General features: G+C 60.6%; 17 protein-coding genes and 1 pseudogene. 5 read left to right on the forward strand and 13 right to left on the reverse strand.

Translation table 11 applies throughout. The annotated features are described in order from the left end of the window. Positions 1–106: 106 nt before the first annotated feature. From HKK55_RS27915 to HKK55_RS27940, 6 genes are read right to left on the reverse strand one after another with little or no spacing between them, the layout of a single operon-like run. Positions 107–1,777 carry an AMP-binding protein gene (locus tag HKK55_RS27915; protein WP_169357528.1) on the reverse strand — a complete coding sequence of 557 codons (1,671 nt, stop codon included), beginning with the start codon at positions 1,775–1,777 and terminating at the stop codon, positions 107–109. Beyond that, positions 1,774–2,319: a hypothetical protein gene (locus HKK55_RS27920; RefSeq protein ID WP_169357529.1), complete on the reverse strand. Its 546-nt coding sequence runs from the start codon at positions 2,317–2,319 to the stop codon at positions 1,774–1,776. Before HKK55_RS27920 ends, HKK55_RS27915 begins: the two co-directional genes overlap by 4 nt. Further along, complete coding sequence (locus HKK55_RS27925; protein ID WP_003209389.1) at positions 2,316–2,570, reverse strand: acyl carrier protein; 255 nt, start codon at positions 2,568–2,570, stop codon at positions 2,316–2,318. Before HKK55_RS27925 ends, HKK55_RS27920 begins: the two co-directional genes overlap by 4 nt. Positions 2,571–2,579: 9 nt before the next feature. Next, complete coding sequence (locus HKK55_RS27930) at positions 2,580–2,849, reverse strand: phosphopantetheine-binding protein (protein ID WP_169357530.1); 270 nt, start codon at positions 2,847–2,849, stop codon at positions 2,580–2,582. Continuing rightward, the gene (locus HKK55_RS27935) at positions 2,827–3,639 is read right to left on the reverse strand and encodes a 1-acyl-sn-glycerol-3-phosphate acyltransferase (RefSeq protein ID WP_169357531.1); all 813 of its coding nucleotides are present in this window, start codon (positions 3,637–3,639) and stop codon (positions 2,827–2,829) included. Before HKK55_RS27935 ends, HKK55_RS27930 begins: the two co-directional genes overlap by 23 nt. Continuing rightward, a complete protein-coding gene (locus HKK55_RS27940; RefSeq protein WP_169357532.1) occupies positions 3,615–4,337 on the reverse strand; it encodes a beta-ketoacyl synthase chain length factor in 723 nt (240 codons plus the stop codon). Before HKK55_RS27940 ends, HKK55_RS27935 begins: the two co-directional genes overlap by 25 nt. Before the next feature lie 347 nt (positions 4,338–4,684). On the opposite strand from HKK55_RS27940, the gene HKK55_RS27945 reads away from it, so the two are divergent. Further along, positions 4,685–5,455: a ParA family protein gene (locus HKK55_RS27945; protein ID WP_169357533.1), complete on the forward strand. Its 771-nt coding sequence runs from the start codon at positions 4,685–4,687 to the stop codon at positions 5,453–5,455. A 460-nt stretch (positions 5,456–5,915) separates the two neighbouring features. Next, the gene (locus tag HKK55_RS27950) at positions 5,916–6,179 is read left to right on the forward strand and encodes a DUF6124 family protein (RefSeq protein ID WP_169357534.1); all 264 of its coding nucleotides are present in this window, start codon (positions 5,916–5,918) and stop codon (positions 6,177–6,179) included. Here HKK55_RS27950 and trxC read toward each other — a convergent pair. Further along, a complete protein-coding gene (trxC, locus tag HKK55_RS27955; protein WP_169357535.1) occupies positions 6,167–6,601 on the reverse strand; it encodes a thioredoxin TrxC in 435 nt (144 codons plus the stop codon). The two genes, HKK55_RS27950 and trxC, sit on opposite strands and share 13 nt — an antisense overlap. An 84-nt stretch (positions 6,602–6,685) precedes the next feature. Between trxC and HKK55_RS27960 the strand changes: the two are divergent. Next, positions 6,686–6,901 (forward strand): annotated as a pseudogene (locus HKK55_RS27960) (transcriptional regulator); the annotation flags it as partial. Between the two features lie 21 nt (positions 6,902–6,922). Here the strand turns inward: HKK55_RS27960 and selO are convergent. The 4 genes from selO to HKK55_RS27980 all read right to left on the reverse strand — a co-directional run bounded on the left by selO (position 6,923) and on the right by HKK55_RS27980 (position 15,509). After that, a complete protein-coding gene (selO, locus tag HKK55_RS27965) occupies positions 6,923–8,386 on the reverse strand; it encodes a protein adenylyltransferase SelO (protein ID WP_169357537.1) in 1,464 nt (487 codons plus the stop codon). Between the two features lie 49 nt (positions 8,387–8,435). Continuing rightward, positions 8,436–11,774 carry a mechanosensitive channel MscK gene (gene mscK / locus HKK55_RS27970; RefSeq protein ID WP_169357538.1) on the reverse strand — a complete coding sequence of 1,113 codons (3,339 nt, stop codon included), beginning with the start codon at positions 11,772–11,774 and terminating at the stop codon, positions 8,436–8,438. A 68-nt stretch (positions 11,775–11,842) separates the two neighbouring features. Next, on the reverse strand, positions 11,843–13,585 hold the full coding sequence (locus tag HKK55_RS27975) for a potassium/proton antiporter (RefSeq protein ID WP_169357539.1): 1,743 nt from the start codon (positions 13,583–13,585) through the stop codon (positions 11,843–11,845). A gap of 298 nt (positions 13,586–13,883) precedes the next feature. Then, on the reverse strand, positions 13,884–15,509 hold the full coding sequence (locus HKK55_RS27980) for a methyl-accepting chemotaxis protein (RefSeq protein WP_169357540.1): 1,626 nt from the start codon (positions 15,507–15,509) through the stop codon (positions 13,884–13,886). Positions 15,510–15,785: 276 nt separating this feature from the next. Here HKK55_RS27980 and HKK55_RS27985 point away from each other — a divergent pair, with 276 nt between their 5' ends. Together HKK55_RS27985 and HKK55_RS27990 are read left to right on the forward strand one after the other, a co-directional pair. Next, entirely contained in the window at positions 15,786–16,016 is a 231-nt protein-coding gene (locus HKK55_RS27985) for a hypothetical protein (RefSeq protein WP_169357541.1), read from the forward strand. Beyond that, positions 16,013–16,315 (forward strand): cell division protein ZapA, encoded by a 303-nt coding sequence (locus HKK55_RS27990; RefSeq protein ID WP_155582855.1) that lies wholly within the window; start codon positions 16,013–16,015, stop codon positions 16,313–16,315. The genes HKK55_RS27985 and HKK55_RS27990 overlap by 4 nt, the downstream gene beginning before the upstream one ends. On the opposite strand, the gene HKK55_RS27995 is transcribed toward HKK55_RS27990, so the two are convergent. After that, positions 16,316–18,118, reverse strand: coding sequence for an acyl-CoA dehydrogenase (locus tag HKK55_RS27995; protein WP_169357542.1), 1,803 nt, complete (start codon positions 18,116–18,118; stop codon positions 16,316–16,318). A gap of 278 nt (positions 18,119–18,396) precedes the next feature. Next, complete coding sequence (gene putA, locus HKK55_RS28000; protein ID WP_169357543.1) at positions 18,397–22,350, reverse strand: trifunctional transcriptional regulator/proline dehydrogenase/L-glutamate gamma-semialdehyde dehydrogenase; 3,954 nt, start codon at positions 22,348–22,350, stop codon at positions 18,397–18,399. Positions 22,351–22,461: the final 111 nt, after the last annotated feature.

Here is a 22,461-nt window from a genome sequence, read left to right on the forward strand (position 1 = left end):
GGCGCTGCGGTTTTTCAGGTAGATCTCGATTGTCTGTTTTAGGGCTGCTTCGCAGCCCAGCGCGGGCAAGCCCGCTCGCCACAATAGGTGTTCTGCCCACAAAAGCTCAGTCACTCGCCACCTCCAGCACGATCCGGCCACTGGAGCAGGCAGCCGTGTCGTTGCGGTAGACGAAGTACAACTTGCTGCGCTCGCGGTCGAAGCGCAGGTGCAGTTCAATCCGGTCGTCGGGGCGTACCAGTTGCTGGAATTTGAGCACTTCCATTGCGGCGAATTTGCCCGGTAGGTCGAGCAGTTGCTGGCCCAGGTTCAGCGCCCAATCCACCTGCACGACGCCTGGCAGTACCGGGGTTTGCGGGAAGTGGCCGCTGAAGTAGGCCAGGTCCGGCGGGATCGCCAGTTGCAGGGTCCACTCACCGTTGGCTTCAGCTGTTTCGAGCACTTCGGGTGCCTTGGGCCGAGGCGCGAGCAGCAGCGCTTCGACATCGGCCTGGGGCAGCTTGCCTTGGGCATTGAACGGCAACTGACGCAGCAGGCGCCAGCGACGGGGCAGCGCCAGGGCCTCGCAGTGTTGGCTCAGGTGCTGGCGCAGGGTTTGGGTGACAGTACGCCGGCCTTGATTGCGCAAGGCGTACAGGCCGGGTGCGCTGAGCACCACCAGGGCACCGAGGGAGGCGCGGTTTTCCTGGACTACCCCGAGGCGGGTTTCCGCGACCCAAGGGTGATCCATCAGTGCCTGTTCCAGCATCGGCAGGGAGATGCGTTTTTCTTCCAGCTTGACGATTCGGTCCAGGCGGCCCAACAGCTCGAAGCGACCATCGGCGTGGATTTTCGCAGCGTCGGCGGTTTGTTCGATGTGCCCGGTGGGCAAGTACGGCGAGGCGATGCGCAAGGCACCGTCGGCGTCCTGGCTCAACTGCACATCGGCAAACGGCTGCCAGGGTTGTTGGCCCTGGCGCCAGGCGATGCCGCCGGTTTCCGAGCTGCCGAGGATTTCCGTCGGCCATTGCTGCAGGCGTTGCTGCAGGCTGCTGGCGGCTTCCATCGGCAAGGCACCACCGGAGGAAAACACGCGCTTGACCGCACTCAATGCCGGCCAGTCGAGGTTATCGCCCATGCGTTTGAGTAGCGCCGGGCTGGCGATCCAGGCGAAGTATGGGTGTTCGCGGCTGGCCCGCTGCAGGTCTTCCGGAAAGGCCAGTTGCTGGCGCACAAAGGTCCGCCCGGCACACAGTGGCCACAACACCCGGAACAGCAAACCGTAGATATGTTGGGTGGCGACGCTGCCGATGATGCAGGCTTCACCGAGATCAGTGCCCCAGAGGGTTTCCAGTGCCCGGACCTCATTGGCCAGTTGCCGCAGGGTTTTGTCGATGCGCTTGGGTTCGCCACTGGAGCCGGAGGTACACAGGCTTAATTGGCAGCGATCCAGGTCGAGGGCGGCGGCGGCCAATGGTGCCTGGTAGAGCGCGTCGAGATCAGCGGCCTCTGTCAGCCAACCATCCACGTCATCTGCCCAGCGTTGGCGGGTTTGAGGTTGCAGGTCGGCCGGCAACAGCACGCTGACCCCGGCACGCCAGGCGCCCAGAAGCGCAATCGCCAACACGCCGGCATCTTCCAGATGCACGGCCAGCCGCTGGATGCCCCGGGCGTGCAGCCCGGCCGCCAGGCTCAGGGATTGCTCCCACAGCTGGGCATGATTCAACGCAGGCTCACGGGTAACCGGTCGCTGCGCCACAGGCTCAAGCAGCAAGTGCTCAAGATTCAACCAATTCATACGCGGCCTCGAATCCTTTGTCGTACCAGCCATTCCACGGCAAACAACAGCCCCATCAACCCGTAGGCGATCAGGCCGTTGTACAACGTCCACCAGCTCAGCGGCGCCCACAAGGTGAGGGCGGCGGCGAGCAGGCCGTTACACAGAAAAAACACACTCCAGACCACGGTGACCTGGCGGGTATATCGAATTGCCACGTCGGGCAATTGCGGCTCGGTCATGCGCGCCAGGCGCTCGACCATCGGCGGGCCGTATTTCAGGCTCAGGCCGAACAGCACCAGCATGAAGCCGCTGACCAGGCTGGGGTACCAGCGCAACAGCAGCGGGTTATCGAACCAGGCCAGCAGCAGGCAAAACACAATCGCCACGACGGCCATCCAGCGTGCGCCCGGGTTACGGGCGCCGGTCAGCGCCCGCAGTAGCCACAGACTGGCCAGCAGCAGGCCAAACTGCCACGGTGCAAAATGCTCCGTGCCGAAATACACCGCAAAAGGGTACACAAGCCCCGCCAGCAACAGGCCAAGGCCGATCAGCCGGCTCATGCGGCCGGCTGGACCAGGCGGTAGACCGCCTCGACCACGTCGTTCACGGTGCGCACTGCCTTGAACTCTTCGGCGGCGATTTTCTTGCCGGTCTGGCGCTTGATGTGGTCGATCAGGTCGACCGCATCGATGCTGTCGATTTCCAGGTCCTGGTACAGGTTGGCGTCGAGGGTGACGCGTTCAGGTTCCAGTTCAAACAGTTCCACCAAGGCGTCGCGCAAGGTGTTGAAAATATCGTCACGAGTTTGCATGGTACGGTCTCAAGCTGCCTGTCGGGCCGTGACGAACGCCGCGAGGCTGGCCACGTTGGTGAAGTGATTGCGAGTGTCCTTGGCGTCGGCATCGATCTTGATGCCGTACTTTTTCTGGATGGCCAGGCCCAATTCCAGGGCGTCGACTGAATCCAGGCCCAGGCCTTCGCCGAACAGGGTTTGCTCGTTGCCGATGTCGTCCACGCTGATATCTTCAAGGCCCAGGGCCTCGATGATCAGCGTTTTTATGTCGTGCTCAAGGCGGTGTTGGTCGCTCATCTTCGGCGAGCTCCTTAATAAAATACTGGTGCAGGTAATCGTTGAGCTTGCGTGAAGCCTGGGGCGCGGGCCCAAGAGCTGCAAACGCCTGTGGTTCTATATCGGCACCCACCCGCAAACTGAAGTGAAAACGGCATTTTGGGATGCGATACCAGGGTTCGGCCTTGGTCAGAGTGGTGGGGCTGACCTTGATCACCACGGGGGTGATGATTGTCGCACCCCGCAGGGCAATGGCGGCGCCACCGCGATGAAAGGCAGGCATCGCGCCCGGTGAGGTGCGGGTGCCTTCGGGAAATATGATCAGGGTCTGGCCTTCCCGCAGGGCATCGGCGGCGGCATCGAGCATGTCGGCGCTGCCGTCATTGCTGATGTAGCCTGCGTCGCTCACCGGCCCGCGCGTGAACGGGTTTTGCCACAGGCTTTGTTTGACCACGCAGTTGGTCTGGCGCATCAGGCCGATCAGGAACACCACGTCGATCAGCGACGGGTGGTTGGCGACGATCATCTGGCCTGGGCGGCCAAGCCTCTCGGCGCCTTCGACGCTGTAGGTGAGAATGCCCAAGCGCTGCATCATGCGAATAAAGCACCAGAACAACCAACTGATGGTGTGGCGGGCGCGTCTTTGATGCTGACTAGCATCACCTGGCAGGCAACTGAGCAGTGGAAACACGAGCAAGCGCAGGCACAGGCCGCCGAGGCCAAACAGGGTGAAGCTGACGGCGGTGGCGAACAGGCGCCAGTAGTAGGCCTGCCGAGGTTTTTCGGTCAAGGCTTGCGTTGCCAGTTCCATACTCGGTTCTTCCAGGCATGTTGGCAGGCACCCTGCTCATTGAGCAGGGTGCGCAGCAGGTTCAGGGCATGAGGCCACTGGGCGGTGGTGGAAGGTTGGACAGTGGCGGTGGTGAGTTCCAGCTGCCATTCGTCGCCCGGTGTCAGCAACAGCCCGAGGGCGTAGGGGAATGGCACGTCGTCGATCCAGCTGGCGTAGGCCTCGGGGGGCTGTTCTTCGCTGATTACCAGCAATACGGCGGGCGCGCCTTCGTTGAGCAGGGCGGCGGCTTCCAGCATGCCGTGCTCCAGGCCATCGCCTGCGGCGGCGAGGGCGGTCATTTCGCTGGTTTCATTGCGCAGGATCGACCACAGGCCAATCACCGCGTTATGCACCGACAGGCTGAACTGGGTGGGCGACAGCGGCTGGTCGTTGGCCAGGTCGCTGAGAATATCCAGGGTGCGCGGGGTTTCGCCGTGACGGGAAATAAACACCAGCGGCAGGCGTTGCAGGCCTTCGGCCAGCGGCCAGCCGACGCTGAACGCCATCCGCGCCAGGCGACTCAGGCGCCTGCGTTGCATGGCGGGCAGGAACGACACATCGGGGGCAACGTCGCTGCTGGCCAGCACCACCGGGGCTCGACACCAGGCGCGCCAGTCGTCCGCGCTTTCGAGCCCGGGGGCCCAGGCGCGCCATTGGGCGATGTTGAAATTGATCACTGAGAAGATTTCCCGCCCCTGCGGGCTTCCTTGTGCGGCGGTTGGCCCGGATTAACGGGACAGGGAGCAATAGCCGAGTGGGGCGCATTATCCCGGTGCGACTGGGTTCTAGCAAATTTTGGTAAAAAATTGTTCACAGATCATTACAACGTTGCTGGAATTGATTGCCGATTGTCAGCTATGGGGGATTGCCTGACTTGTCGGTCTTTTCCGGTTCGCACAGTGTTCGCGCACTGCTGTTATGCGGAATCAAACGGGTGCCTTTGTAGTACATGGATGAACAAGGTAGCTAACGGGCGCTTTTGCCCTCTACACTCGATCATTCATTGATACACGGAGGTTTTTCCATGCGGCGCGTGGTGTTCAATCAGAAAGGCGGTGTGGGCAAGTCCAGCATTGCCTGCAACCTGGCGGCGGTCAGCGCCAGTGAAGGCTATCGAACCCTGTTGGTGGACCTCGATGCCCAGGCCAACTCCACCCAGTACCTCACCGGGCTGACGGGCAATGACATCCCCATGGGCATTGCCGACTTCTTCAAGCAAACCCTGTCCTCCGGGCCGTTCTCGAAGAAAAACCAGGTGGATATCTACGAAACCCCGTTCGACAACCTGCATGTGATCACGGCCACGGCGGAACTGGCGGACTTACAGCCCAAGCTTGAGGCCAAACACAAGATCAACAAGCTGCGAAAGCTGCTGGATGAGTTGAGCGAGGATTACGACCGGATTTACCTGGACACGCCGCCGGCGCTGAATTTTTATGCGGTTTCAGCGCTGATTGCCGCTGATCGTGTACTGATCCCCTTTGATTGCGACAGTTTTTCGCGCCAGGCGCTGTACGGCCTGCTGGCTGAAATCGAAGAGCTGAAGGAAGACCACAACGAAGGCCTTGAGGTGGAAGGCATCGTGGTCAACCAGTTCCAGGCCCGGGCAAGCCTGCCGCAGCAGATGCTGGATGAACTGATCGCGGAAGGGTTGCCGGTATTGCCGGTGTACCTGGGCAGTTCGGTACGGATGCGTGAGTCGCACCAGGCGAACATGCCGCTGATCCACCTGGACCCACGGCATAAGCTGACGCAGCAGTTTGTGGAGCTGCATAACCTGCTGGAAAACGCGTGATCGTTGCGGGCAACACATAACCCATGTGGGAGCGGCGGTGCGACGATTCGACTTGCTCGCGAAAGCGGTGTGTCAGTTGGTACATATTTGACTGACCCACCGCTTTCGCGAGCAAGCCCGCTCCCACATTGGATCTTTGTTCCTACAGGGAAATCGCTGTCTTGCGTCGTTGCCTACAGTTACGCCAGAATCCGCCGGCTTGTGCGTCTGGATGGGCGTCTCTAAGGTTGCTCGGTCACTGAAATCTCAGTGATCGGGTTTAGTAGCCCAGTACAGACCAGAGCATGTGCAATCGCTTCAAAAGTCAGGCGTTTTGTTGCCTGTATTTGATGGTGGCTGTGCGTAGGGCACCTTCGGGTGCGCCGGTCTTTGCTTTGTTCTCCGGTCTACTAACCTGCGTACAGTCGCCACCCTTCGTTTAGTAGCGAGAAGGTGGCGGCCCTATCAGAGAACAAAGATCATGTTCAAGGTCACCCCTAATCCCCCAGCAACCCCCGCCTCATCTGCGCTGTTCACTGTTGCCCCCGGCATCGACAAAGAAACCCTGATCCTCAACAGCTACGAAACCTTCTCCTCAGTCATCACCCTCTTGCTCGATCTTTCCGACGACCTCACCGGCAAGCAGCGCGATGTCGTGCTCGCGATTCATCAGTTGAGCGAGTTGGGTGTCTTGCTGATGGGCCGGGTCATGGACCAAGAGTTCTCCTCGGCTCAGATACCCTGACTACGCAACCAGCTCATCAACTGCGGCAACGGAAACGCACCGCTCTGGCGCGCCACTTCCCGGCCATTCTTGAACAGAATCAAGCTGGGAATCGACCGAATACCCAGTTGCGCGGAAAGTTGCTGATTGGCCTCGCTATCGAGCTTGGCCAATCGGCATTTCCCCACCAGTTGCCCGGCCGCCTGTTCAAACACTGGCGCAAACGACTTGCATGGCCCACACCACTCGGCCCACACATCCACCAACAGCGGCAGATCACCTTTGATCTGGCTGGCGTAGTCGCCCTGTTTCAGGTCGAAGGGTTTGCTCAGCAACACCGGCTGCTTACAGCGCCCGCACTTCGGCGCATCGCCAAGGCGTTCGTTGGGGATACGGTTGAGGCCGTTGCAATGCGGGCAGGGGATTACCAGAGGATCGGACATGGTGGGCTCCGTTTAAATGGGCATTGGGATCTATTTGGAGCCAGCGCTACGATTTATCAAGGAACAACCGAAAGAGGATTAAGCATGAGCGAACTCGTCAAACAAGCCATCAAGCATTGGCCTTTTGTCTCACCCCTTTTGTGCAAACCTAAAACCGAGAGTGATTATGATGTTCTGATCCAGGCTCTTGATGAGTTACTGGACCTGATTGGAGAAGATGAGTCCAACCCCCTGATGAGTCTGGTGGACATCATCGGTGATTGGATCGAAGCCTATGATCTTGAGCACTGGCCAATGCCCGGCGATGTTGTCTGATCGTCTTTAAGAGGAACAACTAATCTCCAAATGCTTACCCCAATCCGGCGGCCGCTGGGCGTATTGTTCCATTCCAGCCTGTTCTTCAAACGGCTTTGTCAGCACTTCATGCAGCTGGCGCACCTCACTGTAATCCCCCAGCTCAGCCGCCTGGATAGCATTCTGCGCCAGGTAATTGCGCAGGATATAAAGCGGGTTCACCGCGTGCATCCGTTCACGCCGCTGCTCTTCACTGCTATTGGCTTCCCGTTCGACACGGGCTTTGTACAAGTCCGCCCAGTCATCAAATCCCTTGAGGTCGACAAAGTCATCGCGTAACCGCGCCACCGCCAGCGCTGCTGATTCATCTCCCAGCCGGCGGAAGAACAAGGTGTAGTCGACGCCGCTGTTCTGCATCAATTGCAGCAGTCGTTCCACTAGCTTCTGATCATCTTCTTCGGCAGTGGTGAAACCCAAGCGGCGACGCATCAGGTCAAGGTAATGGGCCTGGAACAGAGGCAGGTACAAGCCGAGGGTTTCGCGCAGCGCTTCGACGCTGATGAATGGCGTTAACGCCTGGGCCAAAGCACTGAGGTTCCACTGGCCAATCGGTACCTGGTTGCTGAACGAATAACGCCCTTGATCATCGGAATGGTTGCAGATGAACTGCGCGTCGAAGTCATCCAGAAACGCGAACGGCCCGAAGTCGAAGGTAATACCGAGGATCGACATATTGTCGGTGTTCATCACCCCGTGGCAGAAACCGTAGGCCTGCCATTTGGCGATCAACTCGGCGTTGCGCTCGACGATCTCGCGGAACATCGCCAGGTACGGCTCGGGCTGTTCCAGGCACTCGGGGAAGTGCAGCGACAAAACGTGTTCAGCCAGTTGCTTCTGCTGTTCGGGTTTTTTGGTGTAGTAGAAGTATTCGAAGTGGCCGAATCGCACGTGGCTCGGCGCCAGGCGCAGAACCATGGCGGCCCGCTCTTGTTTCTCGCGCCACACCGGAGTCGTCGAGCCAATCACGCACAGCGCACGGCTGCTGGGAATGTCCAGGGCGTGCAGGGCTTCAGACGCCAGAAATTCGCGAATCGAGGAGCGCAGCACCGCGCGACCATCGCCCATGCGCGAGTACGGCGTCTGCCCGGCGCCCTTGAGGTGCAGGTCCCAATGCTCGCCGGCTTGGTTATAGACCTCGCCCAGCAATAGGCCCCGACCATCACCCAACTGTGGGTTGTAGGAACCGAATTGATGCCCGGAATAGATCATCGCCCGCGGCTCAGCCTCGGCCCATAGCTTGTGCCCACTAAACAGTTCGGCGAATACCGGTGTTTCGGCGACGGCTGGGTCGAGGTCGAGCAGCCCCATGGCGGCCTCGCTCGCAACCACCAGGCGCGGCTCGTCGATGGGCTCGGGCAGCACGTGGGTTGAGAACGCATCGCCTAGGCGTGCGAAGCGGTTGTCGAAGGTCAGTTCGTCGAGGGCTTTCAACGGCCATCTCCCAGCAGAATGTCCGAGCATTCTGCTGGGGATAGCGCGTTTAGTCGAGTTTGGTCGGTGGTGTGACTGGGCCTGACGCGTCATTCGCTGGCTTGTTGGGAGCGTCGACTTCCACCAGCTTGTATTCCTGGCCGTGAAGGTTTTTCAGGTAAACCTCCATCTGCCGGAACGAGATGTTGATGTGGTGATTCTTGAACTCACGATTGATGAAGCGGTTGACCTCATCGATCACCGGGTTGCGGTCGCCCAGATCACGCACGTGCATGCGCAGCTCGTGGTCGAGGGTGCTTTCGCCGAAGTTGAGGAAGTACACGTGAGGTTCCGGCTCTTTCAGCACCCTCGGATTTTCCCGGGCGGCCTGCAGCAGCAACGCTTTCACCAGGTCCAGGTCGGAACCGTAGTCCACGCCGAGCTTCAGGGTCACCCGGGTAATGGTGTCGGTCAGCGACCAGTTGATCAGTTGCCCGGTAATGAACGTCTTGTTCGGGACGATGATGTCTTTGCGGTCGAAGTCGGTGATGGTGGTGGCGCGGATGCGGATCTTGCTGACCGTGCCCGACAGGTTGCCGATGGTGATGGTGTCGCCGATCCGCACCGGGCGTTCGAACAGGATCATGATGCCGGAGATGAAGTTGGCGAATATCTCCTGCATACCAAAGCCCAACCCCACCGATAGCGCCGCCACCAGCCACTGCAACTTGTCCCAGCTCACGCCGAGGGTGGAGAGGGTGGAGACAAAACCGACACCGGCGATCACGTAAGACAGCAGCGTGGTCGTGGCGTAGGCGCTGCCTTGGGCCAGGTCCAGCTTTGATAGCACCAGTACTTCCAGAAGACCAGGCAGGTTGCGCGCCAGGGCGAAGGTGATGCCGACGATGATCGACGCTCCCAACAGGTCGCCAATGCTGATAGGTACCATGCTGATGTTGGCGCCGGTGCCGCTGGTGTATTCGTAAAGGGTGACGTTGTCCAGGTAGGAGAACACGGTGATCAGGTCTTTCCATACCCAGTACAGCGCCGCGATAAACCCACCGAGCAAGGCCAGGCGAATCAGGCGCATGGACTGCTCGTTGACCTGTTCGATGTCCAGGGTTGGTTCTTCGATCACGGCTTCACCGTCACCGGCTTCCTTGGCGGCCTGGCGTTTGGCCAGGGCTCGGGAGTAGGCCAGGCGTCGGGCCGCAACGCCCAGGCCGCGGACGAAGGTGGCTTCGATCACCAGCCAGAACATCAGCAGGTACAGGGTGTTGATCAGTCGGTCGCTGAGCTTGAGGGCGGTGTAGTAATAGCCAAAGCACACGGCGATAAACAGGGCGATGGGCAGTGCGGTGAATACCAGGCCGACGGCCTTGCGAAACAGCGAGGCCTTTTCATGGGTCGGGCTGTTGAGCAGCAGGCGACTGAGCAACCATGCCATCAGCGCATAGCAGGCCAATACCACGCCGATACCCAGCACGTCGTTTGCCAGTGCCTCCGGTTGATGTTCGGCGACGGCCACTACGGCCACCAGCGCGAGCACTACCAGTCCAAGCTTGCGTATCCAGCCCTGGAGGAACTCGACCTGGGGCTTTTCCCAGCGGAAATGCAGTTCGGCCACACCGCCGGGCGCGAGGATTCGATAGGCGGTGTAGAACACCAGCCATGCCTGGGCGATCTGCAACAAGGCCGCGCCGAGGTTGGCGTTTTGCCCTCGGGCGTCGATTTGCAGAGCGTAGCCACACAGGGCAAGGCCCAAGGCTACCGGCATCGCCAGCAGGATATTCACCAGGATCGCCACGGGCGTGTGCCATTGGCTGTCACGCTTGAAGTGGCCGATGTCCAGGTGGATTTTTTTCAGGCGGGCGTACAAGTAGCTGCGTCGCCACAGCAAGGCACCGATCAACAGCAGCAGGGGAAGAAAGAGCAATGGGCGTTGAGTCAAACCGTCGTACAGCTCGCTGACACTGGAGGCCCAGGGCAGGGTGGTGACCTGTTTGCTCAAGCGCGCGGGCACGGTTTCCAGCCATTCGGCGTCCAGTGGCTTGTTGCTGGGAATCCAGAACATCTGCTCGTCGAGGGTCGCCCGCAGGTTGGTCGCGGTGCTCAGCAGTTGCTTCTGGTTCAGTTGCAGGGTGATGGATTCGTTGAGCAGCGCGCTCAGTTCGCGGCTCAGTCGCTCCAGCAGGTCGCTGCGGGTGTCAGCCAGCTCCAGCAGGGTACGGCGCAGTTGTGGGGTGACTTGGTCGGCCGGCTGGGTGGCCAGCAAGTTGTCGACGTAGGTGCTGGGTGGATTGATCAGTTCGCGCTGTTGGTTGACTTCAAATTGGTACAGGCGAATGTTGGCAATGTCGTCCGCCAGGTTGCGATCTACGGTCAGGCGCGGCAGTGCCTGTTTCTGCTTATAAAGAATCTTCGACAACAACAGGCTGCCCTTGAGCACGTTGATCTGCTCATCCAGCGCCGAGTCGCTTTGCGTCACGGTGTCCAGTTGTTGTTTGGTTTGCAGGTTCTTCTGGGTCAGTTCGTTGAGCCGGTCAGTGCTTTTGAGCAGGTAATCGGACAGCTTGAGGTTGTCGGCACTTTCGGTGGCCAGCAAGCTGCTACCGCCGGTTTTCTGCGCTTCGATAGACTGCTGGGTCACGGTTTCCTGGGACTGGGCCAGGCGTTTCTGGTTGATCAGGGTTTGCAGGTCCTGGATTTCCTGCTCCAGGCGGCTGGTTTTTTCCAGGGCCAGGTCATGCTGGCTGTTGCCCAGGTCTTGCAGTTGGCTGTTGCCCGCCAGTTCCTGGCGACGCAGGGGGATCAGGGCATTAAGGGATGCCAGTTCGGCGTTCAGCTGATTGCGCTGGTCGCCGCTGAGAGTCTTGCCGTTGTCCTTGCCCAGTTTGAGGATGGCGTTGATCTGCTGAATGCGTGTCTGGCTGCTGCTGATTTCGGTCTGGGCGCGCTCGGGGCGGGTCTGGGCAGCGATGGTCAGGCTGTTGGCGTCGGCCAGGTCCTTTTGCAGGTCGCCTTGCTGGGTGCTGCGCTGCACCAGCAGTTGTTCAAGCTGCGGCACCGGCAGGCTGGCGTAGCGTTGGGTGACCGGAATGACCTTGGTGGCCTTGAGACGGCTTAGCTCGCGCTGGTTGTCTATGGTCCGGCGTGGTGCGTCTTCCAGTTGGCGCTTGAGATCGACCAGGCGCTGCTGGTAGTCCTGCTGGTTACCCAGGAAGGTCAAGGTCTGCTGCAGGATGCTCTGCAGGGCCTTCATGTCCGCATCCGGCAGTTTGCGGTCAGGCAGCTTGTCCAGGGTTTGCTGGATAGAGTCGGCGCTGGGTGGATCGGCCGCTTGCACGGTGCCGACACAGAGACTCAGGCCCAACAGGGCAGTAGCTAGAAAAATGCGCAGGGTTGTCATAGAGACCGGTCGAGCAAGATGAAATATAGGGGCGTCCTGACGTCAAATGCGCGCCATCGCCCCGCAGTTTAGAGGAAGAGTCCGGGACCTGGGCGACTTCCTTCGGGGAATCTGACGCCGACTTTGCCAATCTTGTTCCCGTCCATGACCGCGACGGTCCAGATGGTGTTGTTCCACTCCACCTGGTCGCCCACCACTGGTGCGCCGCCGACTTTCTGGGTGATGAAGCGGCTCAATGGCATGTCCGGATCGATACCTTCGAGTTTGAGCCCGTACAGCGCCGAGACCGCTCCCAGCTGGGCGTCGCCTTCGAGGACGAAGTCGCCGAAGAAGCGCAGGTCGAGGCCCCGCTGAGGTGCCTGGCTGAACAGCTTTCCGAGGGCTGCCAGGTTGTGTTCGTGGCCGATTACGCAGAGCAAATCGTCGACTTCCAGCACCGTACTACCCGACGGATGGAGCAGTTGTTGGCCGCGAAACAGGGCCGCGATGCGCGTGCCTTCGGGCATTTTCAGCTCTCGAAGGGCCGCGCCGATGCACCACTTCTCCGCGCCGAGTCGGTAGACGAACAGTTCCCACTCGCTGGTGACATGGACTTCCAGGGCCGCCCGGGAAATCGGTGCAGGCTCCGGCGGTACCGTCACCTTCAGCAACTTGGCGACCCACGGCAGGCTAGTGCCCTGGACCAGCAACGACACGAGCACGATAAAGAACGCCAGGTTGAAATACAGCTGGGCGTGGGGCAGGCCGGCCATCAGCGGGAACACTGCAAGAATGATCGGTACCGCGCCGCGCAGCCCGACCCAGGCGATAAAGGCTTTTTCCCTGCCGTGGAAGGCCTTGAAGGGCAGCAGGCCAACCATCACCGACAGTGGTCGGGCGAACAGAATCATCCACAACGCCAGGCCCAGGGCGGGCAGCGCGATAGGCAGCAAATCATGGGGTGTGACCAGCAGGCCCAGCACCAGGAACATGCCGATCTGTGCCAGCCAGGCCATGCCGTCGAGCATGTGCAATATGCCGTGGCGACTGCGCACCGGGCGGTTGCCGATCACCAGCCCGCACAGGTACACCGCGAGGAAGCCGCTGCCGTGCAAGGCGTTGGTCAGGGCAAACACCACCAGGCCACCGGCAATCACCAGGATCGGGTACAGGCCGTTGGCCAGATTGATGCGGTTGACCATTTGCAGCATCAACCAGCCGCCGCCCAGGCCGATGAAGCCGCCGATACCGAACTCACGGACCAAGTGCCCCAGCAGGCTCCAGTGCAGGCCGGTCTGGCCGCTGGCGAGCATGTCGATCAGGGTCACGGTGAGGAACACCGCCATCGGATCGTTGCTGCCGGATTCGATTTCCAGGCTGGCGCTGACTCGTTCATTCAGGCCCTTGCCGCCCAGGAGCGAGAACACCGCTGCGGCGTCCGTGGAGCCGACGATGGCGCCGATCAGCAGGCCCTGGATAATATTGAGGTCGAACAGCCAGGCCGCTGCCATGCCCGTGAGGCCGGTGGTAATCAACACCCCCACGGTTGCCAGCGACAAGGCCGGCCACAGTGCCACGCGAAAACTCGCCACCCGTGTTCGCAATCCGCCATCGAGCAGGATCACGGCCAGGGCCAGGTTGCCCACGAGATAGGCGGTCGGGTAGTTATCGAAGATGATGCCGCCGCCATCGACACCGGCGGCCATGCCCACGGCCAGGATGATCACCAGAATCGGGATGCCCAGGCGGGACGAAAGAGAGCTCACCAGAATGCTCGCACCTACCAGCAACGCGCCGATCAAGAACAGGCTGTTGATGGTCGTCGCATTCAAAGGCAGTACTCCATGAGCAGGAAAGACGGGCGCAAACTGACCATGCAGTCTGCGTGCCAGCGATTCTAACCTGTTGAAATGCTGCGCTGTCAAAAAGCTTTTGCGGGCGGGCGCAGAGCCAATGTGGGAGCGGCGGTGCGACGATTCGACTTGCTTGCGAATGCGCGTGTAGCCGCTGCCGAAGCATGAGGCTGCGATGGGCTTGGTGCGGCATTCCGACGAAGCGGCCCCGCGGGCGGTCCTGCGGCCCGCATCGCAGCCTCGTGCCTCGGCAGCGGCTACAGCGTTGGGGTGTCAGTCAGAGCCTGAAGCGCCCCACCATCCCATTCAAATCCACCGCCAACCGCGACAGCTCATTACTCGCCGCGCTGGTCTGGCTGGCACCAGTCGCCGACTGCACCGACAGGTCGCGAATGTTCACCAGGTTGCGATCCACTTCCCGAGCTACTTGCGCCTGTTCTTCAGCCGCACTGGCGATCACCAGGTTGCGCTCGTTGATCTCGACAATCGCAGTATTGATGGTATCCAGCGACATCCCCGCGCCCTTGGCAATATTCAGCGTCGACTCCGCACGATCGGTGCTGTTGCGCATCGAATCCACAGCGTGTTCGGTGCCGGCCTGGATACTGCCGATCATCCGCTCGATCTCGCTGGTGGACTGCTGGGTGCGGTGGGCCAAGGCCCGTACTTCATCGGCCACTACCGCAAAACCACGCCCGGCTTCGCCCGCACGCGCCGCTTCAATCGCTGCGTTCAGTGCGAGCAAGTTGGTCTGGTCAGCCAGGCCGCGAATTACGTCCAGCACCTTGCCGATGTCCCGGGACTCTTCCGCCAGGTTGCCGATCAACGTGGCGGTCGCCTGCACGTCGCTGCTCATGCGTTCGATGGCGCCGACGGTTTCCTGTACCAGGTCACGGCCATCACCGGCAGAGGCCGTGGCGTTTTTCGACGCTTCGGAAGTGCTCACGGCATTGCGGGCGACTTCTTCGACAGCGCTGGTCATCTCGTTGACGGCGGTGGCGGCTTGCTCGATTTCGTTGTTTTGCTGGGTCAGGCCACGGGCGCTTTCGTCGGTGACGGCGTTCAGCTCTTCAGCGGCTGAGGCCAGCTGGGTGGCGGACCCGGAAATGCGCTGCAAGGTATCCCGCAGCTTTTCCTGCATCTTCGCCATCGCCAACAGCAGGCGTCCGGCTTCGTCCTCACCCTCGACCTTGATCGGGCGAGTCAGGTTGCCTTCGGCAATGTCTTCTGCGGCGTTCAGGGCCTGGGCAATCGGCTGGGTGATGCTGCGGGTCAGCAGCCAGGCGAACAGCAGGGTCAGCACGGTGGCGAACACCAGCAGGGCGACGACCAAGTTGAAGGCTGTGTTGTATTGATTGGCGGCGTTCTCGTTGGTGGCGATGGCCGCCTTGTTGTTGATATCCAGCAATCGGTTCAGAACGGTGTTGACTTGCTCGGAGTTATTCAGCAACTCGGTGTTCAGCATGACCCGCAGCTCGTCCACCTGATTGGCCCGGGACAGGCTCTTCATGCGCGCTTCAATCTGATGATATTGCCCCAGCAACCGCACGTACTCGTCGTAGGCGCTGCGCTCTTCACTGCTGGTGATCAGCTTCTCGTAGATGCCCTGCGCGGCGCGGATCTGTTGATTGCGCACATCGAAGGCTTCCAGGGTCTTTTGCTGCACGTCCGGCTCGCGATTGGTCAGCAAGCGGTAGGACAGAACACGCAGGCGCAAGGTCAATTGAGTGAACTCGTCCAGGGCGCGGATGCTGGGCACGCTGCTCAGGGTGATGTCTTCGGTGGCTGCGCGGATCTTGCTCATCTGGTTCAGGGCAAACACACCGAGAAACAACATCAGGGCGCCAATTAACGCGAAACCGAGGAATGCCCGTGGCGCGATATTCATATTACGAAGAGACATGCTGTCATCCTGGGAGAAGCGCGATCCGTGCGGCTTTGAGACGGGTTGTCCCATGACCTATCGGTCATACGACTAAAGTCTTGAGGGGGTGCGCTCTTTTGTCGCAGTTGGCGCTAATCAGGGTGGGGTCAGGAACCAGATGGCCTAAAAGCAGTCACTAAGGCTCTAAAGCGCAGCCTGCCCTGTAAAATCAAGGCTGCGCGCCAGGATAACCCTGGCATCCGAGGTGAATTTTCTTTATCGTCACCGCCCTTTTAAAATGCCCGAGAAATCAAAATGTTAGAAGCATCCCTCAGCCAATTGGAACAACTGGTCAGCGACCTGGTACAGCAGAACCAAGACCTGCTGGGCACCAACGAATCCCTCAAGACAGAACTGGCCCGCGCCAAGGATGAAAACGACAGCCTGCAACTGAACCTGATGGAGCAGGAAGAAAAACAGGGCGCTACCGCGGCGCGTATTCAGGCGTTGGTTGAGCGTGTCAGCGCAGGTCCTGTCAGCGCATGAGTCAAGGCACCGAGGGGGTAAAGGTCGTTTCGATTCTCGGTGAGGATTACTCGATCAAGGCACCGGTCGGGGAAGACACTACCCTGATGAGCGCCGTGACCATGTTGAAGGCGTCCCTGGCCATCACCAAGAAAAAGTACCCGACGTTGATCGGTGACAAACTACTGGTACTGGCGGCGCTGAACCTGTGTGCCGAACAGATCGAAATGCAGCAGCGCCACCAGCAGGAACTCGACCGTTACCAAGAGCAAGTCAGCGCCACGGTCGAGGTAATTTCCAAGGCAATCGGTCAGCCCTGACTAGAACCACTCATCCTGCATGCCCAGGCACGTATCGTCCCGTGCCTCAAGAATCGCCAGTTCATGATGGCAGCTCGGTATTTCCCATGTGAGGAAGTACCGGGCGGCTTGCAGCTTGCCTTTATAGAAGGTGACATCGGCAGCATTGCCCTTGGCCAACCCTTCCTCGGCGCGAATCGCCTGTTCCAGCCAGCGCCAGCCAATCACCGTATGCCCAAACACTTTGAGGTACAGCGCCGAGTTCGCCAGGCTGCTGTTGATCTTGCCTTGGGCGAGATCGGTCAGCAGGCCGAGGGTGACGCTCTGCAGGCGTGCGACCAAGGCTTCCAGCGGCTCACGCAGTGCCGTAAGTGATGGATATTCCTGCGCCCGCGCACCGGTCTCGGCGATCAGTCGAATCAATTGCTTCAAGCCCGCGCCGCCGTTCTGCGCCAGTTTGCGGCCCAGTAGATCCAGCGACTGGATACCGTGGGTGCCTTCGTGGATCGGGTTCAGGCGGTTGTCGCGGTAGTACTGCTCCACCGGGTATTCCCGGGTGTAGCCGTGGCCACCGAGAATCTGGATCGCCAGTTCGTTGGCTTTCAGGCAGAACTCCGATGGCCAGGATTTGACGATGGGGGTCAACAGGTCGAGCAGTTCATGGGCCTGTTTGCGTTCGGCTTCGGTTTCAAGCGTTGTGGTGTCGTCGAACAGGCGGGCGGCATACAGGCCCAGGTCGAACGAGCCCTCCACATAAGCTTTCTGGGTCAGCAGCATGCGCTTGATATCGGCGTGCTGGATGATCGATACCGGCGCGGTGTTCGGGTCTTTGCTATCGGGCAGCCGACCTTGCGGACGTTCCCGGGCGTACTCCAGCGAGTAAAGGTAGCCGGCGTAACCAAGCATCACCGCGCCCATACCGACACCGATCCGCGCCTCGTTCATCATCTGGAACATGCAGCTCAGGCCCTGGTGAGGTTTGCCCACCAGATAGCCGACACAGTCACCGTTGTCGCCGAAATTCAGTGCCGTCGAGGTGGTGCCGCGCCAGCCCATCTTGTGGAACAACCCGGCCAGCAACACGTCGTTGCGCTTGCCCAGGCTGCCGTCGTCATTGACCAGGAACTTGGGCACGATAAACAGCGAAATACCCTTCACCCCGGCAGGCGCATCCGGCAGCTTGGCCAGCACCATGTGCACGATATTTTCCGACAGCGGGTGATCGCCGCCTGAGATGAAAATCTTGTTGCCCTTAAGGCGATAGGTGCCGTCAGCCGCCGGCTCTGCGCGGGTACGAATATCCGACAGGGAAGAACCGGCATGGGGCTCGGTCAAGGCCATGGTGCCGAAGAAGCGGCCTTCGATCATGGGTTGCAGGAAGCGCTGTTTTTGCTCCTCGGTGCCGAAGCTTTCGATCAGGTTGGCGGCGCCCATGGTCAGGAACGGATAGGACGTGGAGGCGGCGTTGGCTGACTGGAAGTGGGCGAAACAGGCTTGGGACAGCAGGGTCGGCAGTTGCATGCCACCGGCTTCGAAGCTACGGGCGGCGTTGAGAAAGCCGGCTTCGAGGAAGGCATCGACGGCCGGTTTCACTTCCGGAATCAGAATCGCCTGACCGTTCTCATAGCGCGGCTCGTTCTCGTCACCCTTGCGGTTGTGCGGGGCGAAGAACTTTTCGGCAATGCTGCGGGCGGTGCTGATGGCGGCGTCGAAGGTTTCGCGGTTGTGGTCGGCAAACCGCTCGCGCTGGGTCAGGCCCTCGGCATCGAGGACTTCATACAGCTCGAAAGCCAGATTGCGGGAACTGAGCAGCGACTCGGACATGGCGGCTTACCTGTGTGGGAATACGCCTGAGTCTAAGTGCGGGAATAGAGGCTGGATAGCAAGATTGATCTGGGTGATGGAGGGGCAGAACGAGGTAGTGTTGAGCGCAAGTTATTGTGGCGAGCGGGCTTGCCCGCGTTGGGCTGCGTAGCAGCCCCAGTAAAGTCACCGAGTTCTTTCAGATAAGTCTCGGTGACTGGTTTTGGGAGTGCTTCGCACTCCAACGCGGGCAAGCCCGCTCGCCACAACAGATGCCTCATGACATCGGTGTAGTGGGTTTAACCGATGGTCATCAGGCTGGCATTACCGCCCGCCGCAGCGGTGTTGACGCTCAATGCCCGCTCGATCACCAGGCGCTCCAGGGCAATCCCGGTTTCACCTTGCGACAAGCCATGCACCCCGACAATCGCCCCGCCCCGCTGGGCCACTTGCTGGCAGACAGCACGCAGTTGGTCAGAATCGCCGTGATGCAGGACTGCGTCGAAGATCGCCTCATCCTTGGTCCAGTCGGCAACGCGCTTGATCTTCGCCTGAACATCCTTCGGCAGACGTACGAACAGTGCCTTGGTCAATTCAGATTCCGGCCACACCGCCGAACTGCCCACGGCCAGTACCGCTGCCAGTTGGGTCAGCAGGTCGCCTTCCACTTCCGCCAGGCACAGCACGTGCTCGCGGGGCAAGATGGCGTAGCTGTTGCGCTCGCCAGTTGGTCCGGCTAGTTGGCGGGTGATACCGCTTTGAGACTGCGCGGCGAACTGCACGCACAGTGCGCTCAAGTCGCTGAGTTTGCTGCTGTCGGCCCAGGCTTGCAGGGCGGTCAGTGGTTTGCTCATGGCATCCCGCAGGCGTACATCCGGTGCGGTCAATGCGTCGCCGCGAACGAAGGATTGCTCGATCGCATCGGTAGGACGAGTCGACAGCAAGCGGTACAGGTACAGCGGGCCACCGGCTTTCGGGCCGGTACCCGACAAGCCTTCGCCGCCGAATGGTTGCACGCCGACCACGGCACCCACGATGTTGCGGTTGACGTAGACGTTACCGGCATGGACGTTGTCGATCACCTTGGCGATGGTCTCGTCGATACGGGTGTGCACGCCCAGTGTCAGGCCGTAGCCGGAGGCGTTGATCTGGCCGATGAGCTGGTCAATCTCTTTGCGCTTGTAGCGCACCACGTGCAGTACGGGGCCGAAGATCTCGCGTTGCAGCTCGTCGAAGCTTTCCAGTTCAATCAAGGTTGGCATCACGAATGTGCCGCGCTTGATCTCTTCGCTATCAGCAATGGCGACCTGATACACGTTGCGGCCTTTGTCGCGCATGGCCTGGATGTGTTTCTCGATGCCAGCCTTGGCTTCGGCGTCGATCACCGGGCCGATGTCCACGGACAGGCGCTCAGGGTTGCCGAGACGGCATTCAGCCATGGCGCCTTTGAGCATTTCGATCACACGATCTGCCGAATCTTCCTGCAAGCACAGCACGCGCAACGCCGAGCAGCGTTGACCGGCACTGTCGAAGGCCGAGGACACGACGTCGATGACCACTTGTTCGGTCAGCGCCGAGGAGTCGACGATCATCGCGTTCTGGCCACCGGTTTCGGCGATCAGTGGAATGGGACGACCTTGGGCATCCAGGCGACCCGCGACATTGCGTTGCAGCAGGCGAGCGACTTCGGTGGAGCCGGTGAACATCACTCCTTTGACGCGATCATCACCCACCAGTCGGGCACCGACGGTTTCGCCTTGGCCTGGCAGCAGTTGCAGGACGCCTTCAGGAATCCCTGCTTCCAGCAGCAGACGCACGGCCTGGGCAGCCACCAGTGGAGTTTGCTCTGCCGGCTTGGCCAGTACCGGGTTGCCGGCGGCCAATGCAGCAGCGACCTGGCCGCTGAAAATCGCCAGCGGGAAGTTCCACGGGCTGATACACACCACCGGACCCAGTGGGCGGTGGGCGTCGTTGGTGAAATCGTGGCGGGCCTGCACCGCGTAGTAACGCAGGAAGTCCACGGCTTCACGCACTTCGGCGATGGCGTTAGCGAAGGTCTTGCCGGCTTCACGGGCCAGCAGGCCCATCAGTGGCTGGATCTCGCCTTCCATCAAGTCAGCTGCGCGTTCAAGGATTGCGGCGCGTTCGGCGGGCGGAGTGGCCTGCCAGATCGGTGCGGCTTTCAGGGCGCACTGGATAGCGTTGTCGACGTCTTCGACGGTGGCTTCCTGGACATGGCCGACCACGTCACGATTATCGGACGGGTTCAGCACCGGCGCAGCCGCTTCATTGCTCGACGGGCAGCCGAGCATCGGCGCGGCTTTCCAGCTGTTATGCGCGGTAGCCAGCAGGGCGCAGGACAGCGACGCCAACCGGTGTTCGTTGGCCAGGTCGATACCGGCGGAGTTAGCGCGCTCGCTGCCATACAGGTCGCGAGGCAGCGGGATACGTGGGTGCGGCAGGCCGAAGCCGCCTTCCAGCGTGGCCATCTGCTCTATGCTGGCCACGGGGTCGGCCACCAGTGCCTGGATCGAGATGGACTGATCGGCGATCTGGTTGACGAACGAGGTGTTCGCACCGTTTTCCAGCAGGCGACGCACCAGGTAAGCCAGCAGGGTTTCGTGAGTGCCCACCGGTGCGTACACGCGGCACGGTCGGTTCAGCTTGCCTTCGGAAACCTTGCCTACAACCTGTTCGTACAGCGGTTCGCCCATGCCATGCAGGCATTGGAACTCGTACTGGCCGGGGTAATAGTTCTGACCGGCGATATGGTAAATCGCCGACAGCGTATGGGCGTTGTGCGTGGCGAACTGCGGGTAAATAACTTCCGGCACTGCCAGCAGCTTGCGTGCGCAGGCAATGTAGGAAACGTCGGTGTACACCTTGCGGGTGTAGACCGGGTAGCCCTCCAGGCCGTCGACTTGGGCGCGCTTGATTTCGCTGTCCCAGTACGCGCCTTTTACCAAGCGGATCATCAGGCGGTGACGGCTGCGGCGCGCCAGGTCGATCACATAGTCGATCACATACGGACAACGCTTCTGGTAAGCCTGGATCACGAAACCAATGCCGTTCCAGCCGGTCAGCTGCGGCTCGAAGCACAGGCGTTCCAGCAGATCCAGTGACAGCTCCAGGCGATCGGCTTCTTCAGCGTCGATGTTCAGGCCGATATCGTATTGCTTGGCCAGCAGGGTCAGGGACAGCAGGCGCGGGTACAGCTCGTCCATGACGCGCTCGTACTGGGCACGGCTGTAACGCGGGTGTAGGGCCGAGAGCTTGATGGAAATGCCCGGGCCTTCATAAATCCCACGGCCGTGGGAGGCTTTGCCAATCGAGTGGATGGCTTGTTCGTACGAGGCCAGGTATTTCTGGGCATCGTGTTCGGTAAGGGCGGCTTCACCGAGCATGTCGTAGGAGTAGCGAAAGCCTTTGGCTTCGAACTTGCTGGCGTTGGCCAGGGCTTCGGCGATGGTTTCGCCGGTGACGAACTGCTCGCCCATCAGGCGCATGGCCATGTCGACGCCCTTGCGGATCATCGGCTCGCCGCTTTTGCCGATGATGCGGCTCAGGGACGACGTCAGGCCGGCTTCGTTGTGGGTCGCGACCAGTTTGCCGGTCAGCAGCAAGCCCCACGTGGCGGCGTTGACGAACAGCGACGGGCTGTTGCCCAGGTGTGGCTGCCAGTTGCCGGTGCTGATCTTGTCGCGGATCAGTGCATCACGGGTGCCTTTATCCGGGATACGCAGCAGCGCTTCGGCCAGGCACATCAGTGCCACGCCTTCCTGGGACGACAGGGAAAACTCTTGCAGCAGGCCCTGGACGATACCGGCACGGCCGCCGGCGCTCTTCTGGTTGCGCAGTTTTTCGGCAATCGAGGCGGCCAGCTTATTGGTGGCTTCGGCCATTTGTGCTGGCAGGCGAGCCTGCTCGATCAGCATCGGCACCACTTCCGGCTCAGGGCGACGGTAAGCGGCGGTGATCGAAGCGCGCAGGACCGATTGCGGGAGGATGCTCTCGGCGAACTCCAGGAAGCACTGATGGGCATGGTCGCTCTGAACCTCGCCGGCATCCTCTGCGTCCTTGCTGCTCGAGCCGTTGAGCTCGTTCAGGGTTGCACCACCCTCGAGTTTCTCCAGGTAATTGAAAATTGCCTGCTTGATCAACCAGTGCGGCGTGCGATCAATGGAGGTCGCGGCCGCCTTGAGGCGTTCGCGGGTCGGGTCATCGAGTTTGACCCCAAGGGTGGTCGTAGCCATATTTTTATCCTCATGGGTGCCACGACTGCGTGGCATCAGCTGGCGGCAAGATTAGCTTTGCGCTTGAAGAGGTGCAACCGGGTGCAACCCTTTTTTTGCCGGAAAAGAACG

Source organism: Pseudomonas sp. ADAK18, from assembly GCF_012935695.1.
Classification (GTDB): Bacteria; Pseudomonadota; Gammaproteobacteria; order Pseudomonadales; family Pseudomonadaceae; genus Aquipseudomonas.